At 39.6% G+C, this 14,748-nt stretch carries 12 protein-coding genes; 10 read left to right on the forward strand and 2 right to left on the reverse strand.

Annotation, left to right across the window (positions count from 1 at the left end; translation table 11 throughout):
* Nucleotides 1-99: 99 nt before the first annotated feature.
* From AC2JBO_RS12105 to AC2JBO_RS12145, 9 genes are all read left to right on the forward strand, one after another.
* Nucleotides 100-936: a WecB/TagA/CpsF family glycosyltransferase gene (locus AC2JBO_RS12105; RefSeq protein WP_496953901.1), complete on the forward strand. Its 837-nt coding sequence runs from the start codon at nt 100-102 to the stop codon at nt 934-936.
* A 201-nt stretch (nt 937-1,137) separates the two neighbouring features.
* A complete protein-coding gene (locus AC2JBO_RS12110; protein ID WP_496953902.1) occupies nt 1,138-3,321 on the forward strand; it encodes a GumC family protein in 2,184 nt (727 codons plus the stop codon).
* Nucleotides 3,322-3,338: 17 nt separating this feature from the next.
* Nucleotides 3,339-3,893, forward strand: a complete 555-nt coding sequence (locus AC2JBO_RS12115) for a serine O-acetyltransferase (protein WP_496953903.1) — start codon at nt 3,339-3,341, stop codon at nt 3,891-3,893.
* Nucleotides 3,884-5,080, forward strand: a complete 1,197-nt coding sequence (locus AC2JBO_RS12120) for a glycosyltransferase family 2 protein (protein WP_496953904.1) — start codon at nt 3,884-3,886, stop codon at nt 5,078-5,080. The genes AC2JBO_RS12115 and AC2JBO_RS12120 overlap by 10 nt, the downstream gene beginning before the upstream one ends.
* A 139-nt stretch (nt 5,081-5,219) precedes the next feature.
* On the forward strand, nt 5,220-6,419 hold the full coding sequence (locus AC2JBO_RS12125; RefSeq protein WP_496953905.1) for a glycosyltransferase: 1,200 nt from the start codon (nt 5,220-5,222) through the stop codon (nt 6,417-6,419).
* 207 nt (nt 6,420-6,626) lie between these two features.
* Complete coding sequence (locus tag AC2JBO_RS12130; protein WP_496953906.1) at nt 6,627-7,550, forward strand: DUF6492 family protein; 924 nt, start codon at nt 6,627-6,629, stop codon at nt 7,548-7,550.
* Between the two features lie 66 nt (nt 7,551-7,616).
* Nucleotides 7,617-8,852 (forward strand): glycosyltransferase family 4 protein, encoded by a 1,236-nt coding sequence (locus tag AC2JBO_RS12135; RefSeq protein ID WP_496953907.1) that lies wholly within the window; start codon nt 7,617-7,619, stop codon nt 8,850-8,852.
* A 140-nt stretch (nt 8,853-8,992) separates the two neighbouring features.
* The gene (locus tag AC2JBO_RS12140) at nt 8,993-10,177 is read left to right on the forward strand and encodes a glycosyltransferase family 4 protein (RefSeq protein WP_496953908.1); all 1,185 of its coding nucleotides are present in this window, start codon (nt 8,993-8,995) and stop codon (nt 10,175-10,177) included.
* A 21-nt stretch (nt 10,178-10,198) separates the two neighbouring features.
* Complete coding sequence (locus AC2JBO_RS12145; RefSeq protein ID WP_496953909.1) at nt 10,199-11,389, forward strand: O-antigen ligase family protein; 1,191 nt, start codon at nt 10,199-10,201, stop codon at nt 11,387-11,389.
* Nucleotides 11,390-11,440: 51 nt separating this feature from the next.
* Here the strand turns inward: AC2JBO_RS12145 and AC2JBO_RS12150 are convergent, their stop codons facing one another.
* A complete protein-coding gene (locus AC2JBO_RS12150; protein ID WP_496953910.1) occupies nt 11,441-12,508 on the reverse strand; it encodes a glycosyltransferase in 1,068 nt (355 codons plus the stop codon).
* Between the two features lie 8 nt (nt 12,509-12,516).
* Complete coding sequence (locus AC2JBO_RS12155) at nt 12,517-13,512, reverse strand: GT-B fold glycosyltransferase domain-containing protein (RefSeq protein WP_496953911.1); 996 nt, start codon at nt 13,510-13,512, stop codon at nt 12,517-12,519.
* A 227-nt stretch (nt 13,513-13,739) separates the two neighbouring features.
* Between AC2JBO_RS12155 and AC2JBO_RS12160 the strand changes: the two genes are divergently transcribed.
* The gene (locus tag AC2JBO_RS12160) at nt 13,740-14,735 is read left to right on the forward strand and encodes a glycosyltransferase family 2 protein (protein WP_496953912.1); all 996 of its coding nucleotides are present in this window, start codon (nt 13,740-13,742) and stop codon (nt 14,733-14,735) included.
* The last annotated feature ends 13 nt before the right edge of the window (nt 14,736-14,748 follow it).

Raw genomic sequence — 14,748 nt, forward strand, 5'->3', positions numbered from 1 at the left:
TAGTTTTTGTGTTTCTTGTGTTTTTATTAAAAGCAAGTGGCTAGATTTAGTTATGAGCAAGCATGTGTAAATTAGATATCACTTGTTTTGAGAATGGTAATGAGGCAAATAAACTTACTGAATGTGACTATCCATAACACTACAATGATGGAGCTACTCGAAAAGCTTCGGAGTGGTGGGGTTGTATTTACTCCAAATGTGGATCACGTCATGAAATTGCAAGATAACAGTGATTTTTATAGAGTCTATAAAGAAGCTGATTATCGAGTTTGCGATAGCAAGGTTTTAATGTATGTTTCTAACTTTTTAGGAACACCAATACAAGAAAAAATATCTGGTTCCGATTTATTTCCAGCTTTTTACCAATACTATCGTGATGACGATGATATTAAAATATTTTTGCTTGGTTCAGAGCCGGAAGTGGTAAAACTTGCTCAATTAAGCATTAATTCAAAAGTTGGAAGAGATATTATAATTGCCGCTCATTCACCTTCGTATGGTTTTGAGAATAACGAGCGAGAATGCCAAAATATTGTCGATTTAATTAACCTTTCTGGAGCTACTGTTTTAGCCATAGGTGTCGGCGCCCCCAAGCAGGAACTTTGGATTGCAAAATATCGCCAACAATTAAAAAACGTCAAAATCTTTTTAGCAGTAGGAGCAACAATCAATTTTGAAGCCGGTGATATCCAAAGGTCGCCAAGATGGATGAGTGAAATAGGGCTGGAATGGTTGTATAGGTTGATGCTTGAACCGAAGCGACTGTGGAAACGATATATGTTAAGCGCACTTCCTTTCTTTTGGTTGGTTCTACTACAGCGAATGCACCTTTATAACAATCCTTGGTCGGCAATTGAAGTTTCCTCAGTACCACAACCATCAAAACAAATTAAACCAAAACTTGTATCGATGGTTAGGAGTACCACAAAAATCTAGTGCAATTCGTCAGAAGTCAGAAGTCAGAAGTCAGAAGGCAGTAGGTAAGAAAGTCTATTTTATAAGCCTTCCCTCGCTTTTTTGGCTGGATAGTTATTTTCGCCACGCTGCACTAGGTCGAAGTACGTAGGAATACATCAGCTACCGTTAATTTAATACTTGTTACATAGCTACTACATAGTTACTACATAAGCTACTTGTATGGAACAGCAAAACAAACATTCCGAAGACATTGATATTCGTAATTACTGGCTAGTTTTAAAACGACGCTGGTTAGTAGCTTCTGGGATTTTTTTAACATCAGTTGCGCTATCGGGGTTTGCGATATCGCTTCAAAAACCCACTTATCAAGCTTCCGGAAAATTACTGTTTCAAGCAAACCGTGCTTCACAGTTAACAGGAGTGGGAGAGAAAATTGGAGATTTAGAAACTGTTAGACGTGAATCAAATCCTCTTTCTACTCAAGCAGAAATTTTACAATCACGTCCCATTCTAGAATCTGTAATCAAAAAGCTTGACCTACGCGACGAAAAGGGTCATCTTCTGGTGCCAGAGTCTTTAAATGTCAAAGTAGAGCCTGTGGTTGGTGCGGATATACTAAATATATTGCATATATCTGGCAAACCTGACATAGCTGCGGATATTGTAAATCAAATCATGCAGTCGTATGTAACAAACAACATCCAAAATAATCGTTTAGAAGCAGTATCCGCGCGCAAATTTATTGATACTCAACTACCGCGCACGAAAGCTGATTTGGAAAAGGCAACCGAAGAATTACGCTCTTTCAAGGCAAAGAATGGAGTTATTAATTTAGCAAAAGAGACAGAGGAAACTGTAAAAAGCCTAGCAGAACTTGATAATCAATTAAATATAGTTAAGGGACAACTGGCAGAAGTTACTTCGCAACAGTTAGAACTGCGCTCCCAAATCAAAATACCGAGTTCAGAGGCAGTAGACAGAACATCACTGTCACTGATACCAGGAGTGCAAGAAGCATTAGCTGAATTGCAAAAGGTGCAAAGCGAACTCGCTACACAACAAACGCTTTATACTAGCAATCACCCTAAGATAATTTCTCTCAAACAGAAAGAAGTTGTGCTTAATAATTTATTGCAGCAACGAGCTAGTCAATCTTTGGGTACTAACGTTAGAGTTTCACCCAATAGATTACAGTTAGGTCAGCTCAAGGAGCAACTTGTCGGGGAGTCAGTTAGACTTCAAGCGCAACGTTTAGGTTTGGAAAACAAAGTGCAGACTTTATCCAACCTTTACAACCAATTTAAACAGCGTGCAAATGTTCTACCTAATTTAGAGAAACAACAAGGTGACTTAGAGCAGCGTTTGACGGTGGCTCAAAAATCCTACGAAACTTTACTAAGTCGTCTTCAATCAATTCGCGTTGCTGAAAATCAAACTGTCGGTAACGCGCGTATTGTTCAAGAAGCAGTAGTCGCTCCAAATCCAGCCCGAATGAGAATGATGCTTATTTTAGGCGGAGGTGGAATTGTTGTAGGCTCTTTGCTAGGAATCGCCGGAGCATTCGTTGTTGATATTATCGATAAATCAATAAAAACAATCAAAGAAGCTCAAGATGTGTTTGGTTACACATTACTGGGCTTGATTCCTAAGTTTGAGACGAATAGTAATATTATCGAGCAAACAATAGAAGGCGCCTCTCCACGAATCGTTGTGGGGACTTTGCCACGCTCGATAGTTCACGAAGCGTACCAAATGCTGCAAGCGAACTTAAAATTTATTAGCCACAAGAAAGTTCGCACTATCGTTATTACTAGTTCAGTTCCAGGTGAAGGTAAATCTGAGGTTAGTGCAAATCTAGCTGCTGTAATTGCCCAAGCTGGTAAACGAGTTTTACTCATTGATGGCGATATGCGTAATCCGTCGCAGCATCACCTTTGGGGAATTATGAATTTGACAGGATTAAGTAATGTGATTGTCGGTCAAGACCGAATTCGCAGTTGTATTCAATTGGTAACACGAAATTTATCAGTACTCACGGCTGGAGTCATACCACCTAATCCTCAAGCTCTACTCGATTCTGAAAGCATGAACGCTTTGATTCAAGCTTTGTCGCAATACTACGATTATATTATTTTTGATACCCCGCCTTTAGCAGGAACCGCTGATGCGGCAGTTCTGGGTAAGATGGCAGATGGCGTTTTAGTAGTAGTTCGTCCGGGAGTTGCCGACTCAGCTAGCGCACTCGCTGCCAAAACTTTATTAATGCGTTCGGAAGCGAACGTTCTTGGTATTGTTGCTAATGGCGTAAATGTTAAGCATGAGCCTGATAGTTACTTTTATTACAACAGTACAAGAGCCGACACTGATAATGTCAGCGCAAGTAAGATTACGGTTGAAAAATAGGCAATATAGGCGCCGCAATGGATAATACGGTTGATACAGATATTGGTACAGAATTAAGTTTTTGGCAGCAAATCAAAGAAGATTGGAATGCCCACGGACGTGACTGGACAAAACCAGGATTTCGGGCTGTTATAGTACATAGGTTTGGTGTATGGCGTATGAAAGTGGAACCAAAACTTTTGCGGGCGCCTTTAAGTATTCTTTACCGGATGCTATTTCGTAAAATTCGCAATGGCTACGGCATTGAACTACCTTACACAGTTGAGTTAGGACGACGTGTAGTAATTGAACATCAAGGAGGAATTGTTATTCATGGGTATAGCGCAATTGGCGATGAGTGTATTATTCGTCAAGGTGTGACGCTTGGCAATCGTTATCTTGACCGTCCTTTGGATGCTCCCAAATTGGGTAAGCGCGTTAACGTTGGCGCCGGAGCTAAAATATTCGGCGATATCACTATTGGAGATAATGCGAATATTGGCGCCAATGCCGTGGTGCTGTCCAATGTTCCTTCATCTGCTACTGCTGTTGGTATTCCAGCAAAAATAATTCAGAAATCATTATGTATATAAATCAGTTAATGCATCTACCAATAGAAATAGTTTTATTGATAAGCGCATTCTTTTTGCTTGTTCTGAGTTCAGTTTTACTTGTGGAGTGCATTGCTGCATTATTTCCATATACTTCTCCCGTTGTTCGGACTAACCAAACAAATAAGATTACTGTTTTGATTCCAGCTCACAACGAAGAAGCTGTAATTAACAGTACATTGGCAAGATTAAAATCTACGTCTTTACCTCCAGACCGGATTGTTGTGATTGCCGATAACTGTACTGATGCAACTGCTGAAATTGCTAGGGCTACAGGAGTTACAGTTATAGAAAGACAAGATTCACTGCATCGAGGTAAAGGATACGCGCTTGATTACGGATTAAAGTTTATAGCTTCTGACCCTCCAGAAGTTGTGGTGTTTATTGATGCTGATTGCTTGGTTCAAAAAAACACGATTCAGCTTTTGAGCGAGAACGCTATGACTACGGCTAGACCAGTACAAGCGGCTTACTTGATGTCTAAACCTAACGAACCTACTCCAAAAGACTCTATTTCTGCCTTTGCATTCAAAGTCAAAAACCTCGTTCGCTCGCGCGGGATGGTAAAGATGGGTTTCCCATGTTTACTGGCAGGTACTGGAATGGCATTTCCTTGGTCAGTGATAAGTTCGGTAGACCTTGCTAATTCTGAGATTGTCGAAGATATGAAACTCGGACTAGATTTAACTATTGCTGGAGAGGCGCCAATTTTTTGCTCACACGCGCGTGTAAATGGTAGTCTACCGCAGAACACGAAAGCGGCAAAAAGTCAACGTACTCGTTGGGAACATGGTCATATTCAAACTTTACTTACTTATGTGCCCAAGTTAGTTGTTGCTGGAGTACGTCAAAGAAGACTTGAATTGTTTTTCAGCGCACTTGATTTGTGTATACCCCCTCTCTCGCTATTTGTTGCGATTTGGTTTGGGTTGATGTGCGTATCACTCGTTGCAACTTCAATATCAATATGGATACCAGCACTCTTTACGGGTGTTGCTGGAATATTTATCTTGACAGCTATTTTGATTGCGTGGGCAAACTTCGGGCGCTCGGAGTTGCCGCTGTTAGATTTGCTTACTGTGCCTTTTTATATACTGTGGAAAATTCCTCTTTACTTGAAATTCTTGATTCAACCACAGAAAACCTGGGTTCGTACAGAGCGTGAGTAGGGTGCGTGACGCTACGAAAAAAGAGAGGGTGTCATTATAAGACTTGTAGCGTCACGCACCATAACGTAATTGGCACCAATTGTGTAAGTCGGTATCATTAGAATACATTAAGGGTTTTTAATTGTGAGTTAATATACCAATGAAAGCTAATAAACGCTTGTTGATTGTCCAGTATGCTGGGGACTATCGTGAAACCTTTAAGCAAGTTCGAGACAATGGTATAGAAACTTACCACGCTCAGAAATATGTAATTGATTCGATAAGTGATATCAGTCAAGAAATTGAGGAAGCAGTTTTAATGTGCTGCAAGACTCAAGAAAAATATAATACGCTTTTACAACCTAGGATGCGCGCGGTTGGCGCCAGTATTGACCCGTACAAGCAAACTAAAGAGATTTGTGAAATAATAGCTAGTCTTAACCCTACACACCTTGTCGTTCATTCTCCAATTCCAGCTATATTTAATTGGGCAATTCGTCATCGCGTCAAAACGATGGCACTACTTGCTGATTCTTTCTTACAGTCAGGGTTACGTAGTCGTATCAAAAATTTCTTTTTAGCAGCACAACTAAATAACCGACATGTTGAGTGGGTTGGTAATCATGGTGTAAATTCCTGCATTTCGCTTCAAGCTATCGGAGTTAATCCAAATAAAATCATACCTTGGGACTGGCGTTACATTACAATACCTAGCGACTTTACACCTAAAGAACTACTTTCAGATGGTGTCATCAATCTAGTTTATGTTGGTGCCGTTGCTGCGAGTAAAGGAGTGGGAGAAATCCTTGAAGCTGTGGCTTTTTTACGCGATAGAAATATTACAGCCAGGTTGGTAGTAGCAGGTAAAGGTGACATTGATTATTTTATTAATAAATCTAAACAGTTAAAAATAGAAAACAACGTTGATTTTTTAGGTTTAGTTCCTCACCACCAAGTAATTAACTTAATGCGGCAAGCGGACTTGGTAGTAGTAAGCAGTTGGCATGAATATCCTGAAGGGTTGCCGCTGACAATATATGAAGCTTTGTGCGCTAGAACTCCTATAGTTGCCTCTGACCATCCAATGTTCAGAAAAAATTTACAAGATGGCGCCAGTGCGGTTATATTTCCAGCGCGCGACTCGGTTGCCTTAGCAGATTCGATCTTCAAGTTAATTTCTAACCCAGAACTTTATTATAGTCTTAGCTACAATTCACTTGCAGCTTGGAAACAATTACAGTTACCAGTTAAATGGGCTGATTTAATTTATACTTGGCTTAATGATTCTCAAGAGGGGAACAACTGGCTTCGTGCAAATAATTTGACTTCAGGACTGTATAAATACTGGCAACAAATATAATGTAGGGTGCGTCAAAGCTATTAGGGTCTTCAATAAAACGAAAAATCGTGTGCTTTGACGCACCATTGAGGAAGTGTCGGGGGAGCATCCAATGAATGGAAGAAACATAATTTGTTGGCGCCAGAAACCTTGTTATATGGGTTGTCTAAAAAAGTGTCGAAGTGTCGGTGCGTGGCGCTACCAGATTATTCATTTGATTGAAATTTTTTGTGGCGCCACACACCCTACCATCTCGTAATGGCAGGCGCCAACACACCAAAACATATGGAACAACCGCAGCCAGTATTTGGTTTTATTACTCCTAGCTATGCTCCTGACTTCCAGAGGTGTAAATTATTGGCTTGGAGTATAGAAGCATTTGCACCGGAACAGGTAAGACATTATATTATTGTTCCCAAGCGAGATTTAAGGCTGTTCAGACAGATTAAATACAAGAATACCGAAATTGTAACCGTTGAATTGATATTAACTAATTGTGTTCAACTTCCTTTAGTCAAGAATTGGTGGAAGTACAATAAGCAAATAATTCGCGGATGGGTAGTTCAGCAAATTATTAAACTCGCAGCAGCAGAATTTCTGACTGAAGATGTGTTTGTATTCGTTGACTCCGACGTTGCCTTTATTCGTCCTTTTACTTGGGATACTTTTATTCGTGATGGCAAAATACGGTTGTTTCGTGTTCCTGCAACTTCTACCCCACACACTTTAGTTGGGAACAAATGGAATTATAACGCGCGCCGTTTACTAAATTTACCTGGCGGCATCGTAAATGGTTATATCGGTCAAATCATAACTTGGAGACGTGACCAACTTCAATTACTATATAAACATATAGAAACAGTTTCGGGACGTGGATGGGTTGACACTGTATGCAGCTACTGGAATTTATCTGAGTATGTTATATATGGTGTTTTCGTAGAAGAAATCCAGCAAGCATCAGGACATTACTATGATTCGCATTTAATTTGCCACGAATACTGGTTTACGAAACAAATGTCTGATACAGAATTGCAAGACTTCTTTAACCGTACTCCAGAACACGATATTGCTGTAATGATATCAGCCAAATCAAATATTCCAGTACAAAAATATGAACGTTTTGTAGGGTGCGTGACGCTACCAAAATTTTAAAACGAAGCGCAGTACTGGTAGCGTCACGCACCATACTTTAGTTTATAACCAATAAAAATATAGTACATGAAAATTGGCTATTTAATCCCAGAATTTCCGGGACAAACACATATATGGATGTGGCGAGAAATTTGCCACATACGTGCGTGGGGAAATGACATTCAGATTTTCTCAACAAAGCATCCTTCACCTGATGTTAAAGCTAGACACGATTTTGCTGCGGATGCTGACGTACAAACTTATTACCTTTGGAAACAAGATATTTTTAACAATATATTTGACATTTGTATTGCATTATGCTGGGTGATCATAAATTACCCAATTGGTTTATTAAAAGCAGTTCGACTTGCTTTGAGTCTAGTTTTAACTATAGATACTGACAGGCGCCAACCTTTGTCATCAATAGCTTTGGTTTTCATTGCCTGTGTCTTAGCTCGCAAAGCAGTGTCGTATCGTATAGAGCATTTGCACTGTCATAGCTGTGGAAATTCAGCTTTGCTAGCAATGATGCTCAAACGTCTAACTGGTATTCCATATTCGCTGACGCTGAATGGAAACTTGGAATGGTGGGGAGGTGCGCTCGATGCCAAGTTGAGGGATGCAAAATTCACGCTTACTATAACTAAACAGTTGGAAGAACAGGTGCGACAGAAGTACCCCCATTTAAAGAAAGACCAAGTGATGCTTGGACGTATTGGAGTTGATACAGCTTTATGGACTCCACAACCTAGTTATTCAAATAATAAAACTTTCCAAATTATTACTGTCGGTCGCTTACATGTTAGTAAAGGTCACGATACTTTAATTCAAGCTGTCAAAAACCTTGTCGATGCTGGCAAGTTTGTTAATTTAACAGTTGTTGGTGCTGGGGATGAGTTGGAAAATTTAAAAACACTCGCAGCAAAACTTGAAATATCTAATTTAATACACTTTACAGGTTCGCTATCTGAGAAGCAAATTATTGAGAAAATGCGGTATTGTGATGCTTTTGTGCTTGCTAGTCATGCTGAACCTCTTGGTGTAGTATACATGGAATCTATGGCGATGGAGTTGGCAACAATTGGCACGTCGAAAGGTGGTGTTTCTGAAATCATAACTGACGGTGAAGATGGGTTACTTGTTCCTCCAAAAAATGATGTCGCATTAGAACGCGCGCTAACACAACTTATTGAAAACCCTTCACTTCGGTTAAAGCTGGCACGTAACGGGCGCCGAACGATTGTTGAGCGTTTTGATAGTCGAATTGGAGCTGCTACACTTTACACACAATTAATAGGATATTCACCAATTCTTCATAATTAAAAAGTGGTTATATTTTATATACAGTTAATAGCTTGATTACTGCTGTGCTATGTAAGAAATATTTCTAAAATTAAGTAAATATACGAGAAAAGAATATACTTTTATCATCTCTTATATTTATTACAAACGAAAATAATAAAATGCCCAAGCAACTGCGGATTGTGTATGCAATTGGAACAGAAGATGTAATTGAGGCATATAAATGTTGGAAAAAGGATGAAGATGTGTCATCGCAGCTTTCGATACCCTTTTCAAGTTATTTTTATGAGGTATGTACGGCTTTAGATGCCAAAGGATATGTTATTGGTACTGCCCAAAAGCGTGAAGTTATTCGGGATAGTCGTTTCCGGATTGAGCGGCGCCGAGTTTTATTAAGTCAAGCTAAAGGGATGTTTTATCATTTGAAGCAAATTTTGCAGGGTTTACAGTTATTGTTTTCAGCTATCCGCTTTGGCGCCAATGTTGTCATTGCCGAAAGTGGAACAACTTATTGGTTTCTTTTATTACCATTGTGTTGGATTGGGATTAAAGTGATTCCATCGCTGCACTGTACGTTGTGGCGTAAGTATTCCAAGCAAACTTGTGGGGAAAAAATTATCCTGTTTTTGAGCCGTAGTTTATTTATTTCCTCGTGTCACAGCATACATACAGTTTCACGTGATGTTACTGAACAAATTTCTAAATTCACAGGTCGTGTACATCGACCAGTTCATGAATTTTTACCAATATATCTTAGAAGTGACTTTAGTGATTTACCACCTCCACCTCAACAACGTCTCCCTTTCCGAATATTGTTTGCAAGTCGCGTTGAATATGATAAAGGCGCCTTCGACTTGCTGAAGATTGTCAAACGAATAGTTTTGAGGGGTGTTACAGATATTGTTATTGACGTTTGTGGTGATGGTGCAGCACTACAACCACTAAAAACCTCTGTCAAATTTGAAGGTGTTGAAGAGTTCTTTGTGTTTCACGGATATTGTAGAAAGCAGCAGATGCGTGAGATGTTGGGAAAGTCACATGCTGTGATTGTACCAACCCGCACTGATTTTATCGAAGGCTTTAATCGAGTTGTCGCAGAAAGTGTTCTGTCAGGTCGTCCAGTGATCACTTCTGCAGTTTGTCCAGCTTTGGCTTACGTGCGTGAAGCTGTAATTGAAGTATTACCTAACGACATTGAGGGGTATGTAACAGCTATACTTCAAATATATAATCAGCCGACTCTGTGCGAACAAAAGCGACTTGCCTGTTTAAAATTACAGCAACAGTTTTACAATACTGACTTGAGTTGGGCTACTGCATTAAAGTCTAGTCTTTTAGCTATATAAAAATTACGCGATATAAACACTGTGTTTAACTTTACGTTGATTGAAAAAATATTTGTGATTATTGGGGTGTTATTTTTTTCTGGAGCTTTTTCAGAATTATTAAAAGGGGCGCCAATAACATTGCTACGATATATTGTTTGGGGGGGTGCAACAGGTCTTGCTTGCCTGCACTGGAAAGATTCTTTACGGGTTCTCAAATCAGACTTCTTTCTAGTTATTCTCAATATAATCGCAATCTTCTCGTTTCTCTGGTCAGATGTATTTATTAGTACATTGAAAGACAGTCGTGAAATCATGCAGATGGCTTCATTAGGGTTGTATATTGCTGCACGTTTTACAGCCACAGAGCAAGTGGAAATTTTTGGCGCCGCTTTCTTTATTGGGCAATTGATGAGCCTTGCTGTTGGTATAGTTATGCCTACAGTCGGTATTCATGGTATTGACCACCCAGGCGCCTGGAAAGGGGTATTTGGGTATAAAAACTTGCTTGGAGCAATCATGGTAATAAGTTCATTTACATTTTTCTTATTACCTACACGTCAAAATATACTACAAAAAATCTATAAGTGGAGCGGTCTTGGGTTTGGAGTTCTACTGATGTTGCTCTCAACGTCAAAAACTTCGCTAGTAGTAACTATACTGGTATTTTTGATTTTATTTTTCTACCGCCATTTTCGCTTTTTTGGTAAGGCTACGGTTGTTTTTGTAGACTTAGCTATTTTAATTCTCGGTGGTGTTTTGACTATTGTGTTAACTTATTGGACAGAACTTTTAACGGCAATTGGTAGAGACCCAACATTAACTGGCAGAACACCAATGTGGGGTATTGCACTAACTCGACTTATGGAAAGACCTTTATTCGGTTTTGGACGTGGTGCATTTTGGGCACCTGGTAGTCCATATGCACTCGAAGCCGGTCAAGCTGTGGCGCCTGGTTTTATACCCCCACATGGACATAATGGATTTGTTGATTTAGCTCTTGATGTTGGTCTAATTGGTGTTTTACTATTTGCGATTAGTTTTTTGGTAGCTTATTTTCGCGCGCTCAAGGTCGCTTATGCCACTAAGGTGCCGGAGAAAATGTGGTACTTAGCTTTTCTAATGTTTTTTTTCATGAACAATATGACTGAAAGTTTTATGTTGTTCAAAACTAATATTTATTGGACTTTATATATTTCATCAGCTTTATCGCTAGGGAAGAAGAATTTGTGAACCCACAATTTTGGGGTGTTGTAGCATAGACCGAAAAGCGTGTGCGGTCAGCTACGTCCATCTTCTGGAAACTGGACGATATCCGTGATGACGATGATACTCTGCTACTTTAACAGCTATTTTTTGATTAACTGCTCGTAATGCAAAAGTACTGATTTTTTGGAGAAAATTGCGCTTGCACCAGTTGGAGTATTGTTGGGCAACTTGTGTTGATAAGACTTCGTGCCAACGTAATGCTATTTGTTCATTGGAATACTCTGCAGCACGTTTTTGACCGTTGGCAACCATTTGTTCGTAAAGTGATGGGTCTGTTTGCAGGCGCCGAATTGCTTCGAGTGCTTCTTGAGGAGTTGTTACCTCGATATAATCTAAATGCGATAGTCGTAAGTTTTGAAAAGCTGGTTCTGGTCCGAGAAGTGCTGGAACTCCTGCTGCCCATGCGTTGATTAATTTGCTTGCTGGTTTGACGAATGCGTCTTTCTCGGTTAAGTCCCGTACTGCTAAAACTAAATCGGATTCACTATAATCATGCCATTCAACTGGTTTTAAAAAGTGCAAACCATTAATTTGTAATTTTACACCAAGGTTTTCTAGTTCTTGGACAAACTGGGGTGAACGAAATTCTTTGTACAAATTTATTTCAGAACCTTTAAAGATTACGTTCTGAATCTTATTTCCACGCGCGCTATTTCTTTTGATTATACCTGGTTGGCGCCAGTGGGGTATAAGTACATCTGTTTGTGACTTGATATTTGCTGGATTTTGGACAATAATAATATCGCTTAGAGCAGGTCTTGGACCATCTGAACGGCAACCGACGACGAAAGATGAAAATGTTTTTTGTTTGATGCCAAAGTCTAATCCGCTAGCAACACATATATTACCTGGAATAAATCGGTTCGATAAATGTACATTCAGATTCCTTCGTTTTAGTTGCAAATAAGTCATTATAATCCAACATTCTTCGTTGGTGACGATTTGCCCTGGTATTGTATTGGGGTCAGGAATATATTCGTTATTACTCGAAAATAAATCGTTCCACTTCTTTGGATAATGGCAAACAAACGTAACCGGATAAGGCAAAGAAGTGAAAGTCTTTTCTAATTGTTGAGATTGCATTGATTAATTTAGTAGCTTTGACAAACTTTGCAATAAGCTAACTCTTTTTGCTTCCTAATATAATCAAGTATTTTCTTCATCGTGCGCGCGCTGAAACTCGCTTCGTTTTTCATTGCTCCAAGTGTCCCTAACCATTGCCCTACCGACGGATGAGCGTCATTAACAGATTTATAGAATGTATCCCAAAACAGAGGCCACATTGCATCATGGTAGTGAATAATTTTGGCACCCTGAAGATAATCTTTAGTATACCAAGATGGAGGAACGCAGGAGCCGATAGCGAAATTATGCGAATACGAAAGTGTGTCCCAAGGAATTCCCATTTTTGCAACAGTTAATCCTAATGCCAATTGGTCATTGAAAAAAATTCCTGACTGATTTGACATAATTTGACAATCACACAATCGTGTAAAAGTGTCTAAATAGTGTTGAGCAAAGTTTGTACTGCGACGATAAACAAAAACACCACTATTGAAGCAAAAACGTATTGGCAATTGCTCTGGTTGGCTGTTTACCCAAGGTAAAGCTTCGATATCCAGACCAACACATTTACAAATTTCACGCCAGTAAGTTTCGTTTGGGTCGTCCCCTCCTCCTGTTGCGTTACTAAGTTTATCCGAAGGGCAAGCAAGAAAGCTCTTATCTTCCTTCATTATAAAGTCATTTGGTTCATTAACGATAATTAAGTCACTATCTAACCAGCCGATGTATTCGGTTTGAGCAATTTCTTCAACTGTAGTTATGGATAAAAGTTTATTCAAAAACTTATTCCAAGAATATTTATGGCTATTTTTAAAACTAATGTACTGAACTTCGAGTTGTTCCAATTGTTGACGTGTAGTTTTAGAAATGGGTGGTCCGAAGCGGGGTGTTACAGCATATACTGGCGCCCCCGCATAACGACCTCCCCACCGACGTAGACTTGTAATCATGCGTAGCGTTTGTGCCTCAAGCCAACCAGATTCAACGCAACAAACAAAAGTGGTTTGCGATATATCGTTCATTTTCCACCCTGATAAACGTATTAATTATTTTGCGTACAAATATTAATTTTTTTAAAAGTGTAATAATATCTATCTTGGGTATGATGTTTTAAGTGCAGGTCTAAATTTCTGAAAAAGTAAAACTATTTCTGTGGGGATTAAGTTTAAAAGTAAAAATATGAAAATATGTTAAAGGGACAGGTGTTTTGACAATTGTCTTGTGGTTTTATTATGCAGGGGGCTAGGGAATGCAGTCGATAGGGGTTGTAGTGATTGGACGGAATGAAGGCAAACGTCTCCAGCAGTGTTTACAGTCAGTAATATCCGAAGACGTAATTGTAGTATATGTTGATTCTGGTTCGACGGATGGAAGTGTAGCAATGGCAAACTCATTAGGAGTGCATGTTATTACACTTGATTTATCAATTCCATTTACAGCCGCGCGCGCTCGTAATGCTGGTTTTGAAACGCTGATCAAGTTGGCACCTAATTTAGAATACGTTCAATTCGTTGATGGGGATTGTCAAATAATGCCATCTTGGTTGAAATTAGCAGCAAATTATTTAATTGCGAATCAGCAAGTGGTAGTTGTGTGTGGTCGGCGCCGCGAGGAGTTTCCCGACAATTCAGCATACAATAAGCTGTGCGATATCGAGTGGGATACACCGATAGGAGAAACCTCTTCTTGTGGTGGTGACTCAATGATGCGTATTAGTGCATTTAAAGCAGTGGGAGGTTTCAATTCTTCTTTAATTGCTGGAGAAGAACCAGAATTATGCTTGCGACTGCGCGCGCATGGAGGTAAAATAGTGCGTCTCGATCAAGAAATGACGTTACACGACGCGCAAATGACAAATTTTGGACAATGGTGGAAGCGGTCGCTGCGCGCGGGTCATGCATACGCACAGGTAGCTCATATGCATAGTCATAATTCTGAACAGTACTGGGTGAAAGAGTCTCGCAGCATTTGGCTATGGGGTTTAGTTTTACCGCTAATTGCAATTAGTACAAGCTTTTTGACTTACGGTATCAGTTTAGTAATACTTGTATCGGCTTATGTGCTACTAACTTATCGAATTTATAAATATGGAAAAGCGCGCGGGCTGATGCAGCAGGACGCGATATTGTACGCTTTTAATTGCGTGTTGTGTAAATTTCCCCAAGTACAAGGTCAAATTCAATATCACCTATCGCGCTTACTCAAACGTCAATCAACTTTGGTTGAATATAAATCAGTATTTTAATCCCCCAAACGCC

This window comes from Calothrix sp. CBUCES-K 9914 (assembly GCF_059640475.1).

Bases quoted from the DNA above. Each gene is read 5' to 3' on its own strand.
- AC2JBO_RS12105 (WP_496953901.1), top strand. From the start codon at position 100: ATGAGGCAAATAAACTTACTGAATGTGACTATCCATAACACTACAATG.
- AC2JBO_RS12135 (WP_496953907.1), top strand. From the start codon at position 7,617: ATGAAAATTGGCTATTTAATCCCAGAATTTCCGGGACAAACACATATA.
- AC2JBO_RS12125 (WP_496953905.1), top strand. From the start codon at position 5,220: ATGAAAGCTAATAAACGCTTGTTGATTGTCCAGTATGCTGGGGACTAT.
- AC2JBO_RS12155 (WP_496953911.1), bottom strand. From the start codon at position 13,512: ATGAACGATATATCGCAAACCACTTTTGTTTGTTGCGTTGAATCTGGT.
- AC2JBO_RS12115 (WP_496953903.1), top strand. From the start codon at position 3,339: ATGGATAATACGGTTGATACAGATATTGGTACAGAATTAAGTTTTTGG.
- AC2JBO_RS12120 (WP_496953904.1), top strand. From the start codon at position 3,884: ATGTATATAAATCAGTTAATGCATCTACCAATAGAAATAGTTTTATTG.
- AC2JBO_RS12110 (WP_496953902.1), top strand. From the start codon at position 1,138: ATGGAACAGCAAAACAAACATTCCGAAGACATTGATATTCGTAATTAC.
- AC2JBO_RS12140 (WP_496953908.1), top strand. From the start codon at position 8,993: ATGCCCAAGCAACTGCGGATTGTGTATGCAATTGGAACAGAAGATGTA.
- AC2JBO_RS12160 (WP_496953912.1), top strand. From the start codon at position 13,740: ATGCAGTCGATAGGGGTTGTAGTGATTGGACGGAATGAAGGCAAACGT.
- AC2JBO_RS12150 (WP_496953910.1), bottom strand. From the start codon at position 12,508: ATGCAATCTCAACAATTAGAAAAGACTTTCACTTCTTTGCCTTATCCG.